Genomic DNA, 14,806 nt, shown 5'->3' on the forward strand with positions numbered 1-14,806 from the left:
TTCCTCTTCAAATGGAACGGCCCCGCGCGGGATCGGGCGGGGCCGTGTCCGTCTTGATTTCGGGAGCTTACTTAGGAAGCTTGCCCTGCACCCCTTCGACATACCAGTCCATGCCGAGCAGGGCGCCGTCATCCAGCTTCTCGCCGGCGGCGACTTTCACGGTGCCACTCTGGTCCTTGATCGGGCCGGTGAAGGCGAAGACCGAGCCGTTCTTCTGGCCTTCGATCGCGTCGGTGGCGAGTTTCTGCACGTCCGCCGGAATGACGGAATTGAACGGGGCCATCTCGACCATGCCGGACTTGATGCCGCCCCAGGTGTCCTCGGACTTCCAGGTGCCGTCGAGAACTGCCTTGGCGCGTGCGACGTAATAGCTGTCCCAATTGTCGATGATTGCGGAAAGCTGGGCTTTCGGGGCGAATTTCGCCATGTCGGAAGCCTGGCCGAAACCGTGTACGCCGCGCGCCTCGGCGACCTGAAGCGGGGCGGGGGAATCGGTATGCTGCAGGATGATGTCCGCGCCCTGGTCGATCAGCGCCTTGGCGGCGTCGCCTTCCTTCGCCGGATCGTACCAGGAATTGACCCAGACGACCTTCACTTCGGCGGTCGGATTGACCGAGCGCAGCGCGATGGTGAACGCATTGATGCCGCGCACCACTTCCGGAATCGGGAAGGAGCCGACATAGCCGATCACGCCGGACTTGGTCATTTTGCCGGCGATCAGGCCCGCGACATAACGGCCTTCATAGAAGCGGGCCGCGTAGGTGGAGACGTTCTTGTCACGCTTGTAGCCGGTCGCATGCTCGAATTTCACGTCCTTGAACTTTTTCGCCACTTTGACGGTAGGGTTCATGAATCCGAAGGACGTGGTGAAGATCAGATCGTGGCCGTCGCTGGCCAGCTGGCGGATGACCCGTTCGGCGTCGGGGCCTTCCTGGACGCTCTCGACGAAGCTGGTGGTGACCTTGCCGGCCAGTTCCTTCTCGATCGCCTGGCGGCCGATATCGTGGCGGTAGGTCCAGCCATGGTCGCCGACGGGCCCGACATAGACGAAGCCGACCTTGAGGTCTTCGGCCTGGGCATCAGTGACGATCGCGCCCGCGGTCAGAACCGCAGCCGCCATACCGGCGCCGCCGAGGATGGCGCGCATGAAGTCTCGAATCATTGAGTTCTCCTGAGTTGGTGAAGCCTCTTGCAAGCATTGCCGGATCGCATCCGGTCTTCTTCCGCCCGCGGGGTAATCCTCCCGATTGCCTGCACTGTTCTCAGCGCGGGCACAACATTGGTGCCGGTGCGGTACTTCGCCCGGACAGCGGGCAAATATGACAATTAGGCTTCGTTCTGTGAAGCCGCTTCACAATCAGGAAGGTCGAAATTTTCAATGGGGATGTAGCAATGGTGGAAGAGCAAACGACACCCATTCCCACGGCCCATCTTCCGAGAGCCATCAGGCGGCTGCGGCTTGCACGAACACAGGCTTTATCTCGCCGGCCCTAAGTCAGGCCGGCACGACGCACTTAATCCGCGACCGAAAGATTGACGGCCTTCGGTCCTCGGGTGTCTTCCTGCACTTCGAAGTTCAGCTTCTGACCTTCGGAAATAGTCGGCAGACCGGAATTTTGTACGGCCGAGACATGGACGAATACGTCTCGCGAGCCGTCCTCCGGCGTGATGAACCCATATCCCTTGTCGGTCTTGAAGAACTTTACCGTACCCGTGGGCATTTCAAACACCTCTCCACTGTCACCACTCTTCACTTAAACAATAGCTCAAGTCAGCTTAAACACGCTTTTGGAGAGACGCTCAGCTCGGGCCGGCAGAAAGCACTCCATTGGCGAAGCCGTCCATGCACTCATGTTGAGATAGGGTGAGGCGCTGCGAGCGGCAAGTGAAGTTGTGATTAAAAAAGCCTGCGGAAGGTGTCCCGAGGTTTTCCGGCTGGACCCGAAAGTTTCTGAAAAATAAGAAAAAAAGAGACCGCGCCGGAACGATGAGGGAGGCGGGGAATGCCCAGATCGTACGTAAGTGGCGCGGCCCTAATGAGACTCTCAGGGATATGTCATTCAAATTCAGTAAGGAGAGCCGAAGGCCGCCAACGCGGGGAAAACGTTTTCTTGGCGACCAATCCGATCTGTCCTCCTGATGAAAAGTAAATAAGGACGATTTCGCGCAATCGCTGTGGGATTCCGCACGGTCGCGTACCTTTTCCAAAGTGCATAGGAGAAGCGGCTTTAAGAACCGGCTTTCGCTATCCGGTTGTGAAGCTCGCTCACCTCTTGCAAAATGGCGGTTCTGGGCCCTTTCGGTCGGGGCCTTGCCGGATGTCATGGGGGAAGTGCGTCCGGGAACGAATAGCGGGGAGAATCCGGTGTCGACGATCAATCGCAGTCTGGCGGCAAGCACGTTGTTGCAGGGCCTGCCGGAACAGAAAATCGCGGATCTCGACAAGAGGTGCCGTTGGCGCAATTTCGAGGCCGATCAGGTCATCATCAATCTCGACGATGAGTCGACCGATGTCTATTTCATCATCTGGGGCGACGTGCGCGTCACGGTGTTTTCGGAAACCGGAAAGACGGTGATCATCCAGGATCTGAAGACCGGTCACCATTTCGGCGAGTTCGCGGCGATCGACAATGGACGGCGTTCCGCCAGCATCGTGGCCATGAGCCGGACCGTGGTCGCCGTCATGCCGGCGGAGATGTTCCGCGAGCTGCTTCTGGAATTTCCGGAACTCGCGCAGACCGTGATGCGCCGTATGGTTGGGTCCCTGCGCAATCTGGTCGAGCGCGTGGTCGAATTCAGCACGCTGGGGGTACGCAACCGGATCCACGCGGAATTGCTGCGGCTCGCCCGGGCCGGCCGGATCGTGGACAATACCGGCCGGATCTCGCCGCCGCCGACCCATGCGGAAATCGCCGCCCGCATCAGCACGCACCGCGAGGCGGTGACGCGCGAGCTGAAGGCGCTGGAACGCGGCGATCTGCTGGAGCGAACCCGTGGCGCTTACGTGGTCAAGGATCTTGCCGAATTGAAGCGCATGGTGGACGACGCGCGGGCCGGACGGGAGTGATGCCGGCCCTGTGGTTGCTGCGGTGCGACATTTTTACGATCGAACATATTAAGACTGACACATTTCCGGGCTAGAGTTATTATGTTGCAATGCAGCATAACGAGGTCGCGTGATGTCGATCAGGAACCTGGACAAGCTCTTTCAGCCGAAATCGGTCGCCATCATTGGCGCCAGCAACCGCGAGCAGTCTGTCGGCAAGGTGCTGTCGCGCAACCTGCTCGGTGACGCTTTCGATGGCCCGGTCCTGCCGGTCAATCCGCACGAGAACGCGATCGGCTCCACGCTCTGCTACCGCAGTATCGGCTCGCTCCCTATGGTCCCGGACCTTGCCGTGATCTGCACGCCGGCCGTCACCGTGCCGACGGTGCTCGAGGAGCTGGCCGCGAACGGCACACGGGCCGCCGTGGTGGTGACCGCCGGGTTCGGCGAGGGGGACGGTGAGGGCGCTGACCTCGCGCAGGAGATCAAGCGCATCAAGTCGCAATATCCGCTCCGCGTCGTCGGGCCGAACTGCGTCGGCATCATGGTGCCTCCGATCGGTCTCAACGCCTCTTTCCTCCATGTGCAGCCGCCGGCCGGAAACCTCGCTTTCGTCACGCAGAGCGGCGCCGTCGCCTCCGCCGTGGTCGACCACGCGGCACATCACAATATCGGTTTCAGCCACGTGGTTTCGCTCGGCAACATGACCGATGTCGATTTCGGCGACATGCTCGACTATCTGGTCGCCGATCCGAACACCAAGGCGATCCTGCTCTATATCGAGAGCATCAGCAGCCCGCGGAAATTCATGTCGGCGGCACGTGCTGCCGCGCGCAACAAGCCGGTGATCGCGATCAAGTCGGGCCGGAACGAGGCGGCGGCCAAGGCGGCGGCCTCGCATACGGGGGCGCTCGCGGGTTCCGACGCGGTCTACCATGCGGCTTTCCGCCGGGCCGGCATTCTCCGGGTGTACGACCTGCTGGAGCTGTTCGACGCGGTGAACACGCTCGGCACCGGCATGAAGGCGACGGGCGACCGGCTTGCGATCATCACCAACGGCGGCGGCCTCGGCGTGCTGGCGACGGAAACCCTGATCGAACAGGGAGGCCGCCTCGCGGACCTTGCGCCAGAGACGGTCGAAGCGCTGAACGGCAAGCTGCCGCACACATGGTCGCGGGGCAATCCGGTCGACATTATCGGCGATGCACCGCCGGAGCGGTACGAAGCGGCGCTCGAGGAGGTGGTGAAGGACCCGAATGTCGATGCGGTGCTGGTGCTGAACTGCCCGACCGCGATCGCCGACAGCGTCATGGCGGCCGAGAAGGTGCGCCAGATCGTGTCGAACAAGCCGCGGGTGCCGGTGCTGACCAACTGGGTCGGCGAGGGCGCGCAGGAGAAGGCAAAGCGCGCTTTCTACGAGTCGGCTATCCCGTCCTACAATACGCCGAACCAGGCGGTGAGCGGCTTCATGCACCTGGTGCGCTACAAGCGCCGCCGCGACCTGCTCATGCAAACCCCGCCCTCGATGCCGGAAGGCTATCATCCGGAGACGGAGAAGGCGCGCGGCATCATCAACCGGGCGCTGGGCGAAAAGCGGGAATGGCTGAGCGAGCCGGAAGCGAAGGACGTGCTCGACGCCTACGGCATACCCGTGGTCGAGACGGTGATCGCCAAGGATCCGGAAGAGGCGGGGCTCGCCGCGGTCGAGCTCGGCAATCACGTGGTACTGAAAATCCTCAGCCACGACATCACGCACAAGAGCGATGTCGGCGGGGTCCGGCTGGATCTTACCGGGCGGCAGCAGGTGGTGAACGCCGCCGACGAGATGTTGCGCACTGTGAAGTCCGTCAACCCCGAAGCGCGGATCGAGGGCTTCGCGGTGCAGCGCATGGCGACCATGCCGCATGCCGAGGAACTGATCATCGGCATCACTACGGACGCCGTCTTCGGGCCCGTCATCCTGTTCGGCAAGGGCGGGGTCGAGGTCGAGGTCGCGGCCGACAGTTCCATCGCCCTGCCGCCGCTGAACATCCCGCTGGCGCAGGACTTGGTGCAGCGCACCCGCGTCTGGTCGTTGCTGCAGGGCTTCCGCAATCGGCCGGCGGCTGCCGTCGAGGAACTCTACACCGCTCTGGTCAAGCTTTCGCAGATCGCGATGGATTTTCCGGAGATCCGCGAGCTCGACGTGAACCCGCTCTATATCAACGATCACGGTATCCTGGCGCTCGATGCGCGGATCCGGGTTCAGAAGGAGGCGGACGCCGTCCCGGTCGCGATCGAGCCTTACCCGAAGCATCTGGAACGCCATATCAGCCTCGATAACGGTCTCGCGCTCAATGTGCGGCCGATCCGGCCGGAGGACGAACCGGCGCTGCTGCAACTGATCGCGAAAAGCTCGCAGGACGATCTGCGCCGCCGCTTCTTCGCCCCGGTCAAGACCTTGCCGCACGAGACCGCAGCGCGCCTGACGCAGATCGACTACGACCGCGAGATGGCGCTGGTGGCGGAAAGCCATGGCGAGATCCTCGGTGTCGCGCGCCTGACCGCCGACCCGCATTTCGAGACCTGCGAGTTCGCCGCGCTTGTCCGCACCGACCAGCAGGGCCAGGGCCTTGGCCGGCGGCTCATGGGCGATCTGATCCGCCATGCCCATTCGCGCGGGCTGAAGAAGATGATCGGCTACGTGATGGCGGAGAACAAGGCGATGCTGGCCCTCTGCCGCGATCTCGGCTTTACCGAGGCGGCGGCGCCGGACGATGTCAGCACCCGGCTCGTCACCCTCGAAATCGCCCGCGACCGCGCGGCCTGAGCCTACCGCTCCGGCTTCAAAGCTATCCGCTCCGGGTGTATGCAGGAGTGAGGCGGAGAAACGGAGCGCGGAACATGCAGGTCGATCTCAATTCGGATCTGGGCGAGAGCTGGGGCACTTACGAGCTGGGAGCCGACGCGGAGATGCTGGGGATCGTCTCCAGCGCGAATGTCGCCTGCGGCTTTCATGCGGGGGACCCGAACGTGATGCGTGAGACGGTGATCCGGGCGCGCGACGGCGGCGTCGGGATCGGCGCGCATCCGGGCTATCTCGACCTTTGGGGCTTCGGGCGCCGCCGCATCCAGGGCGACAGTCTGCACGATCTCGAGAAGATGGCGGCCTACCAGATCGGTGCCCTGATGGGCCTCGCGGCGCTGGAAGGCGCGAAAGTGACCCATGTGAAGAGCCACGGCGCGCTCGGCAATGTCGCGGCGGAGGACGACGAGGTCGCGCTGGCGATCGCCAGGGCGGCGAAGGCGGTGGAACCGGAGCTGATCTATGTCGTCATGCCCGGCATGGCGACTGAAAGGGCGGGCGAAAAGGTGGGCCTCCGCATGGCGCGGGAGATCTATGCCGACCGCGCCTACCAGGCGAACGGCAACCTCGTTCCGCGCAGCCAGCCCGGCGCCACCATCCACGACGCGGAGGAGGCGGCCGCCAACGTGCTCCGCATGATCGAGGCGGGCGCCGTGCTGACCGAGGGTGGCGGGCGCATCGAGGGGCGGATCGACACGATCTGCGTCCATGGCGACAACCCGGCGGCGGTCGCGATGGCGAAGACGCTCCGGGCGAGGCTCGAGAGCGCCGGTCTTTCCATAACGCCGTTTCACTCTTTCGTCTGACCGGCGGCTCTTCTGCCATCCCGCCGGATCCGGCATAGTTCCGACAAGAACAAGGGTGGGAGGGACCGATGGGATACATCCGGACAAACGACGATGTCGCGCTTTATTGCGAGACCACGGGCGAAGGAACGCCGGTGGTCTTCGTGCATGAATTCGCGGGCGATCACCGGAGCTGGGAGAGCCAGGTAAGGGCGCTTTCGCGTTACTACACCTGCATCACCTATTCGGCGCGCGGATATACGCCCTCGGATGTGCCGGAGGACGCCGCGAGCTACAGCCAGGAGCGGGCGCGGGACGATATTCTCGCCGTGCTCGACGGCAGCGGGATCGAGGCGGCGCATATCGTCGGCCTCTCCATGGGCGGTTTCGCCACCCTGCATTTCGGCCTCGCCTATCCCGAACGCGCGCTCTCGCTCGTCGTCGCCGGCTGCGGCTACGGCGCCGATCCGGAGAAGCGGAGCGAGTTCAAGGCCCAGTCCACTGCGCTCGCCGACCGGATCGAGGCGGAGGGCATGGACAAGGTCGCGCCCGGCTACGCGCTGGAGCCCGCCCGGGTGCAGCTGCAGAACAAGGACCCGCGCGGCTGGGCCGAGTTCGCGACGCAGCTCGGCGAGCATTCCTCGAAAGGCTCGGCGAACACGCTGCGCGGCGTGCAGGCGCTCCGCCCCTCGCTCTGGGAGCTGGAGGAGAAGATGCGCGCGCTGACCGTGCCGACCCTGATCGTCAACGGCGACGAGGACGAGAGCTGCCTCGAAAGCGGTCTCTACATGAAGCGCTGCATCCCGTCCGCCGGCCACGCCATGTTCCCGAAGACTGGCCATACTCTCAACCTGGAGGAGCCGGCGCTCTTCAACCGCACCATTCTCGACTTCTTCCACGAGGTCGAGGCCGGCCGCTGGGCGCTGCGCGACCCACGCTCGCTGAAGGACGGATCGCTGGGACGCTAGGGAGAAGGAGACCCGCCATGACCGACCTTCCCATCCTCGAACTGCGCCGCATCGAGGCGAACGTGATCAAGCCGATCTACGAGGAGATGGTGGCGGAGGTCGGCAAGGCCGCCGCGCAGAAGATCCTCGGCAACGCGATCCGCAAGGCGGCCATCGCCCACGCGCAGACCTTCGCCGAGCGTGACGGCCCCGAGCGCGACATGCGCAGCTTCCAGGCGCTCTACAGTCTCTGGACCCATGGCGGCGCGCTGGAGACGGAGGAACTTGAGCGGACGGCGGAGAGTTTCCATTTCAACGTCACCCGCTGCCGCTATGCCGAGATGTACCGCGAGATGGGGCTCGGCGAGATCGGCCATCTCTTGTCCTGCAACCGCGACGGCAGCTTCTGCGAGGGGTACTCGGACAAGATCACGATGGAGCGCGGCCAGACCATCATGAGCGGGGCGAGCCATTGCGATTTCCGTTATCGGTACGAGGGGGAGGGGTAACCAGGGATAATTAGCCCCGGGCCGGACATCGGCGGCGCGATGCGGAAGGATTGACAGTCTTTCTCGAGACGTGACAAGTTTCATTGTCATTTAGTCAGGGAGGATTTTCATGTCGATCTCTACCCGAACCCAGTACCTTGTCGGCTTCGCCGCGGTTTTCGGCGCGGCCCTGTTCTTCGTCTTCGAGGTTCCGTTCGCCGGGACCGTCGTCTTCACGACGCTCTGTATTGCCTGGTCGGCATGGTGCTTTCGCTCTGTCTTCAGGGGCGGTGACGAGCTGCAATCGGCAAGTCTCCGCTATGCGTTGGCGGCCGCCAGCGGTTTCGGCGTTCCTCTCACCATCGTTTGCGTCATGCTGATGATCGCGCTGCCCGGGTTCCAGGGGCTGGTGACGAGTATCGCGTCCTATTCCAGAAGCGGTCTGTCGCTCCCCGCCGTCGGCTTCGGATTGGGCGTTTCCTTTGCGGTACTGCTGCAATGCGCGGTATTCGCCCTCGGCCATTCGCTCTGGTGGGTATCCAAACGATGACCGGCACGAGCGATTGAGGGGGCGATTGAGGCGGAGATGAAGAACAGATTACGCGTGTTGCGGGCCGAGCGGCGCTGGACCCAGGCGGATCTCGCGGAGCGGCTGGGGGTTTCCAGAAACTCCGTCAACGCGGTCGAGAACGGGAAATACGACCCGTCGCTGCCCCTGGCGTTCCGGATCGCGCGCCTGTTCGGGCTGAAGGTCGAAGACATTTTCGAAGACGAGGACGCCGGGGTGGGCGGCTCGGATGCCTGAACGCGACATGCTCAGCTTCCAGGCGCTCCACAGTCTCTGGACCCATGGCGGCGCGCTGGAGCCGCCGGAGATCGCCCCATGAAAGAGGAGCCCTTCGCGGACCGTACGCGGAAATTCGGCGGGCCGGCTGAAATGGGCAGGGAAATATTCAGTTTTTTGAATAAATTTTTAAGATATTGAATCCATACTGCCGCACAGACGGAAATTCACTCCCGCTGCCGGGCTTTCGGTTCGGAGCGGGAATGTTTCCGGGATGTTTTTCGACGGGGAAAGACAGTTTGACGCGGCAGTCCCGCTATACCGACCAGATCCTGGAAGTGATCGAGAATCTCGACGAGGCCATCGCGATCTATGACGCGCAGGACCGGCTGATCTTCTTCAACCGCGCCTTCCTGCAGATCAATCCGCGCGCCGAGGAATTCGTCGAGAAGGGGCTCACCTACGAGGACGGGCTCAGGATGAATGTCGCGCTCGGCAAGGTGATCGATGCCAGGGGGCGGGAAGAGGACTTCATCCGCGAGCGGGTCCGCGCCCACCGGAACCCGGCTCCGGGTATCACCGTGCGCGACTATGTCGACGGCAAGCGCCTGCTGGTCAAGGAGTCGCGGACGGCGTGCGGCGGCATCGCCATGTGCATCACCATCGCGACCGATCTCCGCAAGGCCGAGGAGGACCTCCGGCAGCGGGAAATCGAACTTAGCGGCTCCAAGGAAGAGATCGAAAAGGCCCTGGAAGAGAACCAGCGCCTCAGCCGTTCCCTCGCCGGGAAGGTGCGGGAGCTGGAAGTTCTGGCGGTCACCGACTCTCTGACCAAGCTCTACAACCGGGCGAAGCTGGAAGAGGAGATGGCACGGGAAATCGGCCGCTCGGAGCGGTACGGCACGGATTTCGGCGTGATCATGACGGATATCGATCATTTCAAGCAGGTCAACGACGCCTACGGCCACCAGACCGGCGACCGGGTGCTGGTGGAAGTGGCGCGGGTCCTGAAGGAGAGCTCGCGCCCGACGGACGTGGTCGGGCGCTGGGGCGGCGAGGAGTTCCTGGTGATCTGCCCGGAAACCGATCTCGCCGGCCTGACGGCGAAGGCCGAGCGCTTCCGCCGGGCGCTGGAGGAATACGAGTTCCCGGGCGTCGGCCGGAAGACCTCAAGCTTCGGCATCGCCTCCTGGCGCCCCGGCGACGGCGCGAAAGACCTGCTCGCCCGCGCCGATGCCGCGCTCTACCGCGCGAAGGAAGAGGGGCGGAACAGGGTCGTGCAGGCGGCGTGAGGGGGAGTGAATCGGGGTGTGTGTCCCCTTAATTCTGTCGCCGCAAGTGCGTTTCTCCCATGCATAGTCTCTAACTCAATAAACTTACCTCAGGAGGCTCTCCTAACAGCGCGTTGTTGCTCACATAGGGAGCAAATCCCCAAGTCTGATTCACAGAGCTGACAAAATCCCAGATCATGACGTCTGGATATTGTCCTGTATCGAGAGAGTACGGGATTCCAGTTGCGGCATCATATGTCAGTATCCTATTGGAATACGTAAAACGCCATATAGCCCACGGCACATCGGTTAGCTCGCACAACACTCCAGAAGACCACGAGGACACCGATAAATGATAATTCGTGTCTTTATAACTCGTTTGAATCGTCCACCCCCATCCATCTGCAAACGGTTGTCTTGTCCAAAAAACCGCATCAAGCTCTTTGGGAATTGTACCATCTGTTGAAACGGCAAGCTGCGGGCGAACGCCTCCTGAATTGTCGTCTACCAGACCGAGAACGTTTGGATTCTGCCCATTTCCCCCTCTACTGTTGACGATCAAGAATTGATCCCGGTCAGTCATGATTCTCCCCCCGCTATTCGTTTCAGGCCAGGACCATGATGCCGTCCCAACCCGCATCGCCGAGGACCAGACGCACCGGCAACAGGCAACCAAGCAGCGCAACCGCCACGGCACAATCGGCCATGTCGCCCATAAACCGACATTTCCCATGCGAACACTCTCGACGAAGCCGATGATGACCCGAGGGCGCTGCGCCTGCAACCTTGAGAGGCAGGAACCCGACATCCGTAGCCAGAAGCAGCTTGTCCACGGCTCCAGACCGTCTTGAATCGCGATATTCGGCCAGATCTCCTGAATCTGATTACGGGGACACACGACTCTGATTACGGGGACACATGATTACGGGGACACACGACTCGATTGCCCCTGATTACGGGGACACACGACTCAATTGCCCCACATTCGTTCTTGATCTCCCGCGCCTCTCAATCCTCCGCCTCACTCACCCCTTCCTGCTCCGCAATCACCAGGAACTCGCTGTCCTCCAGCGGGCGATGCCGTGAGGCGCCGGCGCGCTGGCTGCGGGTGAGGATGCGGCCGACCTGCTCTTGGGTGGCTTTCAGGCCGTATTCCGCCAGTTTCTGCACCACGGCACCGGAATCGCTCCATTTTCCGATGACCAGCTCCGCGGTCCGGCCGACGATTTCGGGCTCGAAGGGGAAGGCGAAGCGGCGTTCGTTTGCCGCGGTGAATTCGGTAATCGCGCGCCATTGCTCGTAGCGGAAGGCGCCCTTGCCGACGATGGGCTTGTAATAGTCGATCGGCAGGCCGCTGATGCGCTCGACCAGGGCGCAGACCTCCGGCAGCCGGTCGAGCTGGAGGCCGGTCTCGGCGCCGTAGATCATCTTCAGCGCCGCCGCGACGGATTCCATCGCGGCGTTCCCGGCGCGGTAGCCGATCCCGTTGATCGAGACCTGCAGCACGTCGGCGCCGCCCTCGTAGCCGCCGAGCACGTTGGCGACGGCGAGGCCGAAATCGTTGTGGCAATGGACCTCGACCTTGAGGCCGGTCTGCTGCTTCAGGTGGCTGACCAGGAACTTGATCGCGGCGGGCCGGGCGATGCCCTGGCTGTCGACGACGGTGACATATTCGGCGCCTTCCGCCTCCGCCGCCTGCGCGGCCTTGGTGATGTGGTCGAGATCGGCGCGGGTCGTATCCGGCATGAAGAAGTTCACTTTGCAGCCCGCCGCACGCGCCGCGCGGACTTCCTGAAGCACCTTTTCCAGCTGCGCCTCGCGGCCGGTCTTGAGGACGTGCTGCTGGAGCTCGTCGCCGATAAGGTACCAGACCATGACATGGCGCACGCCGAGCTCGAGCGCCCTCTCGACCCGGCCCGGCTGCCAGGTGACCCAGAAATCCATGCCGAGGTCGCGGCGCATGATCTCGCGAATGACCTCCTGCCAGCCCGGCACGGTCAGGAAGATCTCGGTGCGCTTGATCCCGAGGCGGGCGAGGGCTTCGGCGATCCGGACCTTGTCGGCCGTGGTGAAGGCGAGATCGGCGGATTCCTCGCCGTCGCGCAGCGTCAAATCGTGCAGCTCGACGGCGCGGGGCGGCACCGCGATGGCCGGATCGAAATTATGCCGGCTGGTGGCCCAGCGGGGCCCGTTCCAGGGCTGGTTCTCCGAAGTCTCGCGCGCGTCCGGCATGGCATTCCTCCCTCGTTTTTCCGGCGGGTCTTTTGCTGCCCGTTCCGGAAGGCAGGATAAGGGGGGAGTGGAGGTTTCCGCCAGCACCCAGCTAGCGCTTGCCGATGACCTCCATCGAAATCTCGCGCCCGAACAGCCGCTCGGCGTTCCGGTAGGCGATCTTGCGCGCCGCATCCTCCGGCAGTTTCGAGAGCCAGTAGCGGTGCGAGGCGATGATGGAGGTGTAGTTCTCCCACTGGCCGTTGACCCAGGTGTCGCTGCCCACCATCAGGCGGTCCTGGAAGGCCAGCAGGATGGCCTCCCATTCCGGGTCGAGCCCGCCGTCGGCGCCGACGATGTCGTATTCGCGGAGCGAGGTATCGGCGACCAGCTCCGGGAACTCGGCCATCAGGGCGTGCACGGTCTCCGCCCGCTCGCCGAGGCCGGCATGGGCCCAGATGATCTTCACTTGCCGATCGAGGGAATAGAGCCAGCGGACCGGCTCCGGGCCGGAATGGACATGGAGGAAGATGTCGCGCGCTTTCGCCATCGCGATCACTTGGCGGAACAGCGCCTCGTCCGAGATATCCAGCCGATGGATATGGAACTCGCCGATGCCCTCGTGCGGGTATCTCTCCAGCCGCTCCGCCAGGTAGGCCTCCATGCCGGGCGCCTTGGTCCAGTTCGAGGAGCCGGCGCTCCCGTGATAGGGGCGCAGCTCCGGCACGACGCGGTTCGGCGCGTATTCCCAGAGCATGATCGTGCCCTCGTCGGGCGTCGAGGAGACCAGCGCCATGGCGACGCCGCTCCGGTCCATCAGCTCCACCACGCTCGCGACAGGAAACTCGGTCCAGGCGGGCTCCTTGTAATGCATGTGCGCGTCGAAGATCGGCAGCGCGTTGACGGCGTCGCCGATGGGCTTCTCGTCATGCGCGGAGGCCGGGAGCGGGGCGAGGAGGAGGGCCAGTCCGATCGCCGCCTTGGCAAATGATGTGCTGGTCATGGCTGTCTCCCTTGTCGGTTCGCTCCGGTGCCGTCAGATACCGGTCAGAAGCATATCGAGCGCATTGGTAATCTCGGTATCGCTGCGCAGGAAATTCGCGACCGGCTCGCCGAGGATCGAGCAGGGTACGGCCGAGAGAAACTGCGTCGCCATGACATGCGGCCCCGAGCGGATCTCGAACACGGGGTTGAGGCCCTTGGCCGGCGTCGGCGCGGCGCCGAGCGGGATCAGGGGCACAACCACGCGCGTATTCAGAGCATCGAGCAGGTCCGCCTGCACATCCAGCAGATAGCCGCCGTCCGGGTTCGCATAGACGTCGAAGCGGGCCATCAGAAGGGCCGGTGCTTCGCGAGCGGCAGGCCGTGCGTCTCGACCCAGTTGTTCGAGGCCTCGAGCGCCTCGGTATTCTCCTCTTTCCACTTTGCGGCCTTGGCCTCGTTCACGGCGCGGCGCAGGCCCGATTCCGCAGCCTGCGAGAGATTGACGCCATAGGCACGGGCCTCGGTCAGGAGCACGGGGTCGAGCGAGAGGTTGGTCGGCTTTCGTGCGGCGGATCTCGATGCCATGCGCATGTTCCTCCAGGGCGCGGATATTCATGCGCATGATGTATGTGCATGTAAGTGCGCGTCAAGCCGGCGCCAGGCCGATGGACCTCGGTGCGCTCTGCGGACCGTCTTCGAACGTCATCCCGGCCGGAGAGCCGGGACCCGGGCGATCCTGGGTCCGGGTTCTTCGCTCCCTGGGTCCCCGCTTTCGCGGGAATGACGACCTAGTAAGGGCGCGCGATCTCTTAGGGGGCGGTCGCCCGGCGCCGCCACTTATCCATCGCCGCGTCCACAAGCTCCCGCCGCTGCCGTTTCGCGCTTTCGAAGGCGGTGTCCGCGCCGCGCCGGTAGGCCGGGTCGTCAACCGGTGCCAGAAGTACCGGCGGGCGGCCGAACTGATCCGCGCTGATATCCAGGATCCAGCCGCCGCACTCGACCCAGGCATGGCCGTGCCACGCGCCGTCGTGGAGATAACCTTCCTCGGCCTCCGGATCGTTGCCCTGTTCGATGTGGGCCCCATGGCCGTGCGCGTGCAGCACCGCCGCGAGGAAGAGGCTGCTGGTCTGGCAGGTGCCGAGGGAGAGCGGATCGGGCAGGGAGCGGCCGCGGAGACGGTGCCAGTCGGGCCAGACCGTTTCGAGAAAGCGCCGGACTTCCGCCGCGATCTCTTCCAGCTCGGCCTTGGTCGGCGCGCTCATGTGCGGTTGTTTCCTGGATAGTGCCATCGCGATCTGGAGTGCATTGCGGGTTTCTCCGCTCCATCGGCTAAGCTAGCCACAAACCCAGTCGTCATCCCCACGTAAGTGGGGACCCAGAGAGCATAGAGCCGTGCCTCGGGCCCCCGGGTCCCCGCTTTCGCGGGAATGACGAGCGAAATAATG

The 14,806-nt window shown here is 63.6% G+C and carries 16 protein-coding genes; 8 read left to right on the forward strand and 8 right to left on the reverse strand.

The features are described 5' to 3' along the window. Positions 1-67 precede the first annotated feature (67 nt). Positions 68-1,162, reverse strand: coding sequence for a BMP family ABC transporter substrate-binding protein (locus tag NUH88_RS21025; RefSeq protein WP_372743530.1), 1,095 nt, complete (start codon positions 1,160-1,162; stop codon positions 68-70). 352 nt (positions 1,163-1,514) lie between these two features. Then, positions 1,515-1,721 (reverse strand): cold-shock protein, encoded by a 207-nt coding sequence (locus NUH88_RS21030; RefSeq protein WP_257768739.1) that lies wholly within the window; start codon positions 1,719-1,721, stop codon positions 1,515-1,517. A 644-nt stretch (positions 1,722-2,365) separates the two neighbouring features. On the opposite strand from NUH88_RS21030, the gene NUH88_RS21035 reads away from it, so the two are divergent. From NUH88_RS21035 to NUH88_RS21070, 8 genes are all read left to right on the forward strand, one after another. Then, positions 2,366-3,067, forward strand: a complete 702-nt coding sequence (locus NUH88_RS21035) for a Crp/Fnr family transcriptional regulator (protein ID WP_257768741.1) — start codon at positions 2,366-2,368, stop codon at positions 3,065-3,067. A 112-nt stretch (positions 3,068-3,179) separates the two neighbouring features. Further along, positions 3,180-5,855 carry a bifunctional acetate--CoA ligase family protein/GNAT family N-acetyltransferase gene (locus NUH88_RS21040; RefSeq protein WP_257768742.1) on the forward strand — a complete coding sequence of 892 codons (2,676 nt, stop codon included), beginning with the start codon at positions 3,180-3,182 and terminating at the stop codon, positions 5,853-5,855. A 74-nt stretch (positions 5,856-5,929) separates the two neighbouring features. Beyond that, a complete protein-coding gene (locus NUH88_RS21045; protein ID WP_257768743.1) occupies positions 5,930-6,697 on the forward strand; it encodes a LamB/YcsF family protein in 768 nt (255 codons plus the stop codon). Positions 6,698-6,765: 68 nt separating this feature from the next. Next, positions 6,766-7,644 carry an alpha/beta fold hydrolase gene (locus NUH88_RS21050; RefSeq protein WP_257768744.1) on the forward strand — a complete coding sequence of 293 codons (879 nt, stop codon included), beginning with the start codon at positions 6,766-6,768 and terminating at the stop codon, positions 7,642-7,644. Positions 7,645-7,661: 17 nt separating this feature from the next. Continuing rightward, positions 7,662-8,132: an L-2-amino-thiazoline-4-carboxylic acid hydrolase gene (locus NUH88_RS21055; RefSeq protein ID WP_257768746.1), complete on the forward strand. Its 471-nt coding sequence runs from the start codon at positions 7,662-7,664 to the stop codon at positions 8,130-8,132. Between the two features lie 109 nt (positions 8,133-8,241). Further along, positions 8,242-8,661 (forward strand): hypothetical protein, encoded by a 420-nt coding sequence (locus NUH88_RS21060; protein WP_257768748.1) that lies wholly within the window; start codon positions 8,242-8,244, stop codon positions 8,659-8,661. 36 nt (positions 8,662-8,697) lie between these two features. Further along, positions 8,698-8,916, forward strand: coding sequence for a helix-turn-helix transcriptional regulator (locus NUH88_RS21065; protein ID WP_257768750.1), 219 nt, complete (start codon positions 8,698-8,700; stop codon positions 8,914-8,916). Positions 8,917-9,194: 278 nt separating this feature from the next. Further along, positions 9,195-10,187 carry a sensor domain-containing diguanylate cyclase gene (locus NUH88_RS21070; protein ID WP_257768751.1) on the forward strand — a complete coding sequence of 331 codons (993 nt, stop codon included), beginning with the start codon at positions 9,195-9,197 and terminating at the stop codon, positions 10,185-10,187. Positions 10,188-10,257: 70 nt separating this feature from the next. Here the strand turns inward: NUH88_RS21070 and NUH88_RS21075 are convergent, their stop codons facing one another. The 6 genes from NUH88_RS21075 to NUH88_RS21100 all read right to left on the reverse strand — a co-directional run bounded on the left by NUH88_RS21075 (position 10,258) and on the right by NUH88_RS21100 (position 14,623). Then, positions 10,258-10,749 (reverse strand): hypothetical protein, encoded by a 492-nt coding sequence (locus NUH88_RS21075; RefSeq protein ID WP_257768752.1) that lies wholly within the window; start codon positions 10,747-10,749, stop codon positions 10,258-10,260. A gap of 425 nt (positions 10,750-11,174) precedes the next feature. Then, entirely contained in the window at positions 11,175-12,398 is a 1,224-nt protein-coding gene (locus tag NUH88_RS21080) for a LeuA family protein (RefSeq protein ID WP_257768753.1), read from the reverse strand. A gap of 91 nt (positions 12,399-12,489) precedes the next feature. Next, the gene (locus NUH88_RS21085; RefSeq protein WP_257768754.1) at positions 12,490-13,380 is read right to left on the reverse strand and encodes an amidohydrolase family protein; all 891 of its coding nucleotides are present in this window, start codon (positions 13,378-13,380) and stop codon (positions 12,490-12,492) included. Positions 13,381-13,413: 33 nt separating this feature from the next. Continuing rightward, positions 13,414-13,710 carry a CcdB family protein gene (locus NUH88_RS21090; RefSeq protein WP_257768756.1) on the reverse strand — a complete coding sequence of 99 codons (297 nt, stop codon included), beginning with the start codon at positions 13,708-13,710 and terminating at the stop codon, positions 13,414-13,416. Beyond that, positions 13,710-13,946: a type II toxin-antitoxin system CcdA family antitoxin gene (locus NUH88_RS21095; RefSeq protein WP_257768757.1), complete on the reverse strand. Its 237-nt coding sequence runs from the start codon at positions 13,944-13,946 to the stop codon at positions 13,710-13,712. Before NUH88_RS21095 ends, NUH88_RS21090 begins: the two co-directional genes overlap by 1 nt. A gap of 224 nt (positions 13,947-14,170) precedes the next feature. Continuing rightward, positions 14,171-14,623, reverse strand: a complete 453-nt coding sequence (locus tag NUH88_RS21100; protein ID WP_308220078.1) for a hypothetical protein — start codon at positions 14,621-14,623, stop codon at positions 14,171-14,173. Positions 14,624-14,806 lie beyond the last annotated feature (183 nt).

The sequence above is a fragment of the Nisaea acidiphila genome (genome assembly GCF_024662015.1).
GTDB classification, from domain to species: domain Bacteria; phylum Pseudomonadota; class Alphaproteobacteria; order Thalassobaculales; family Thalassobaculaceae; genus Nisaea; species Nisaea acidiphila.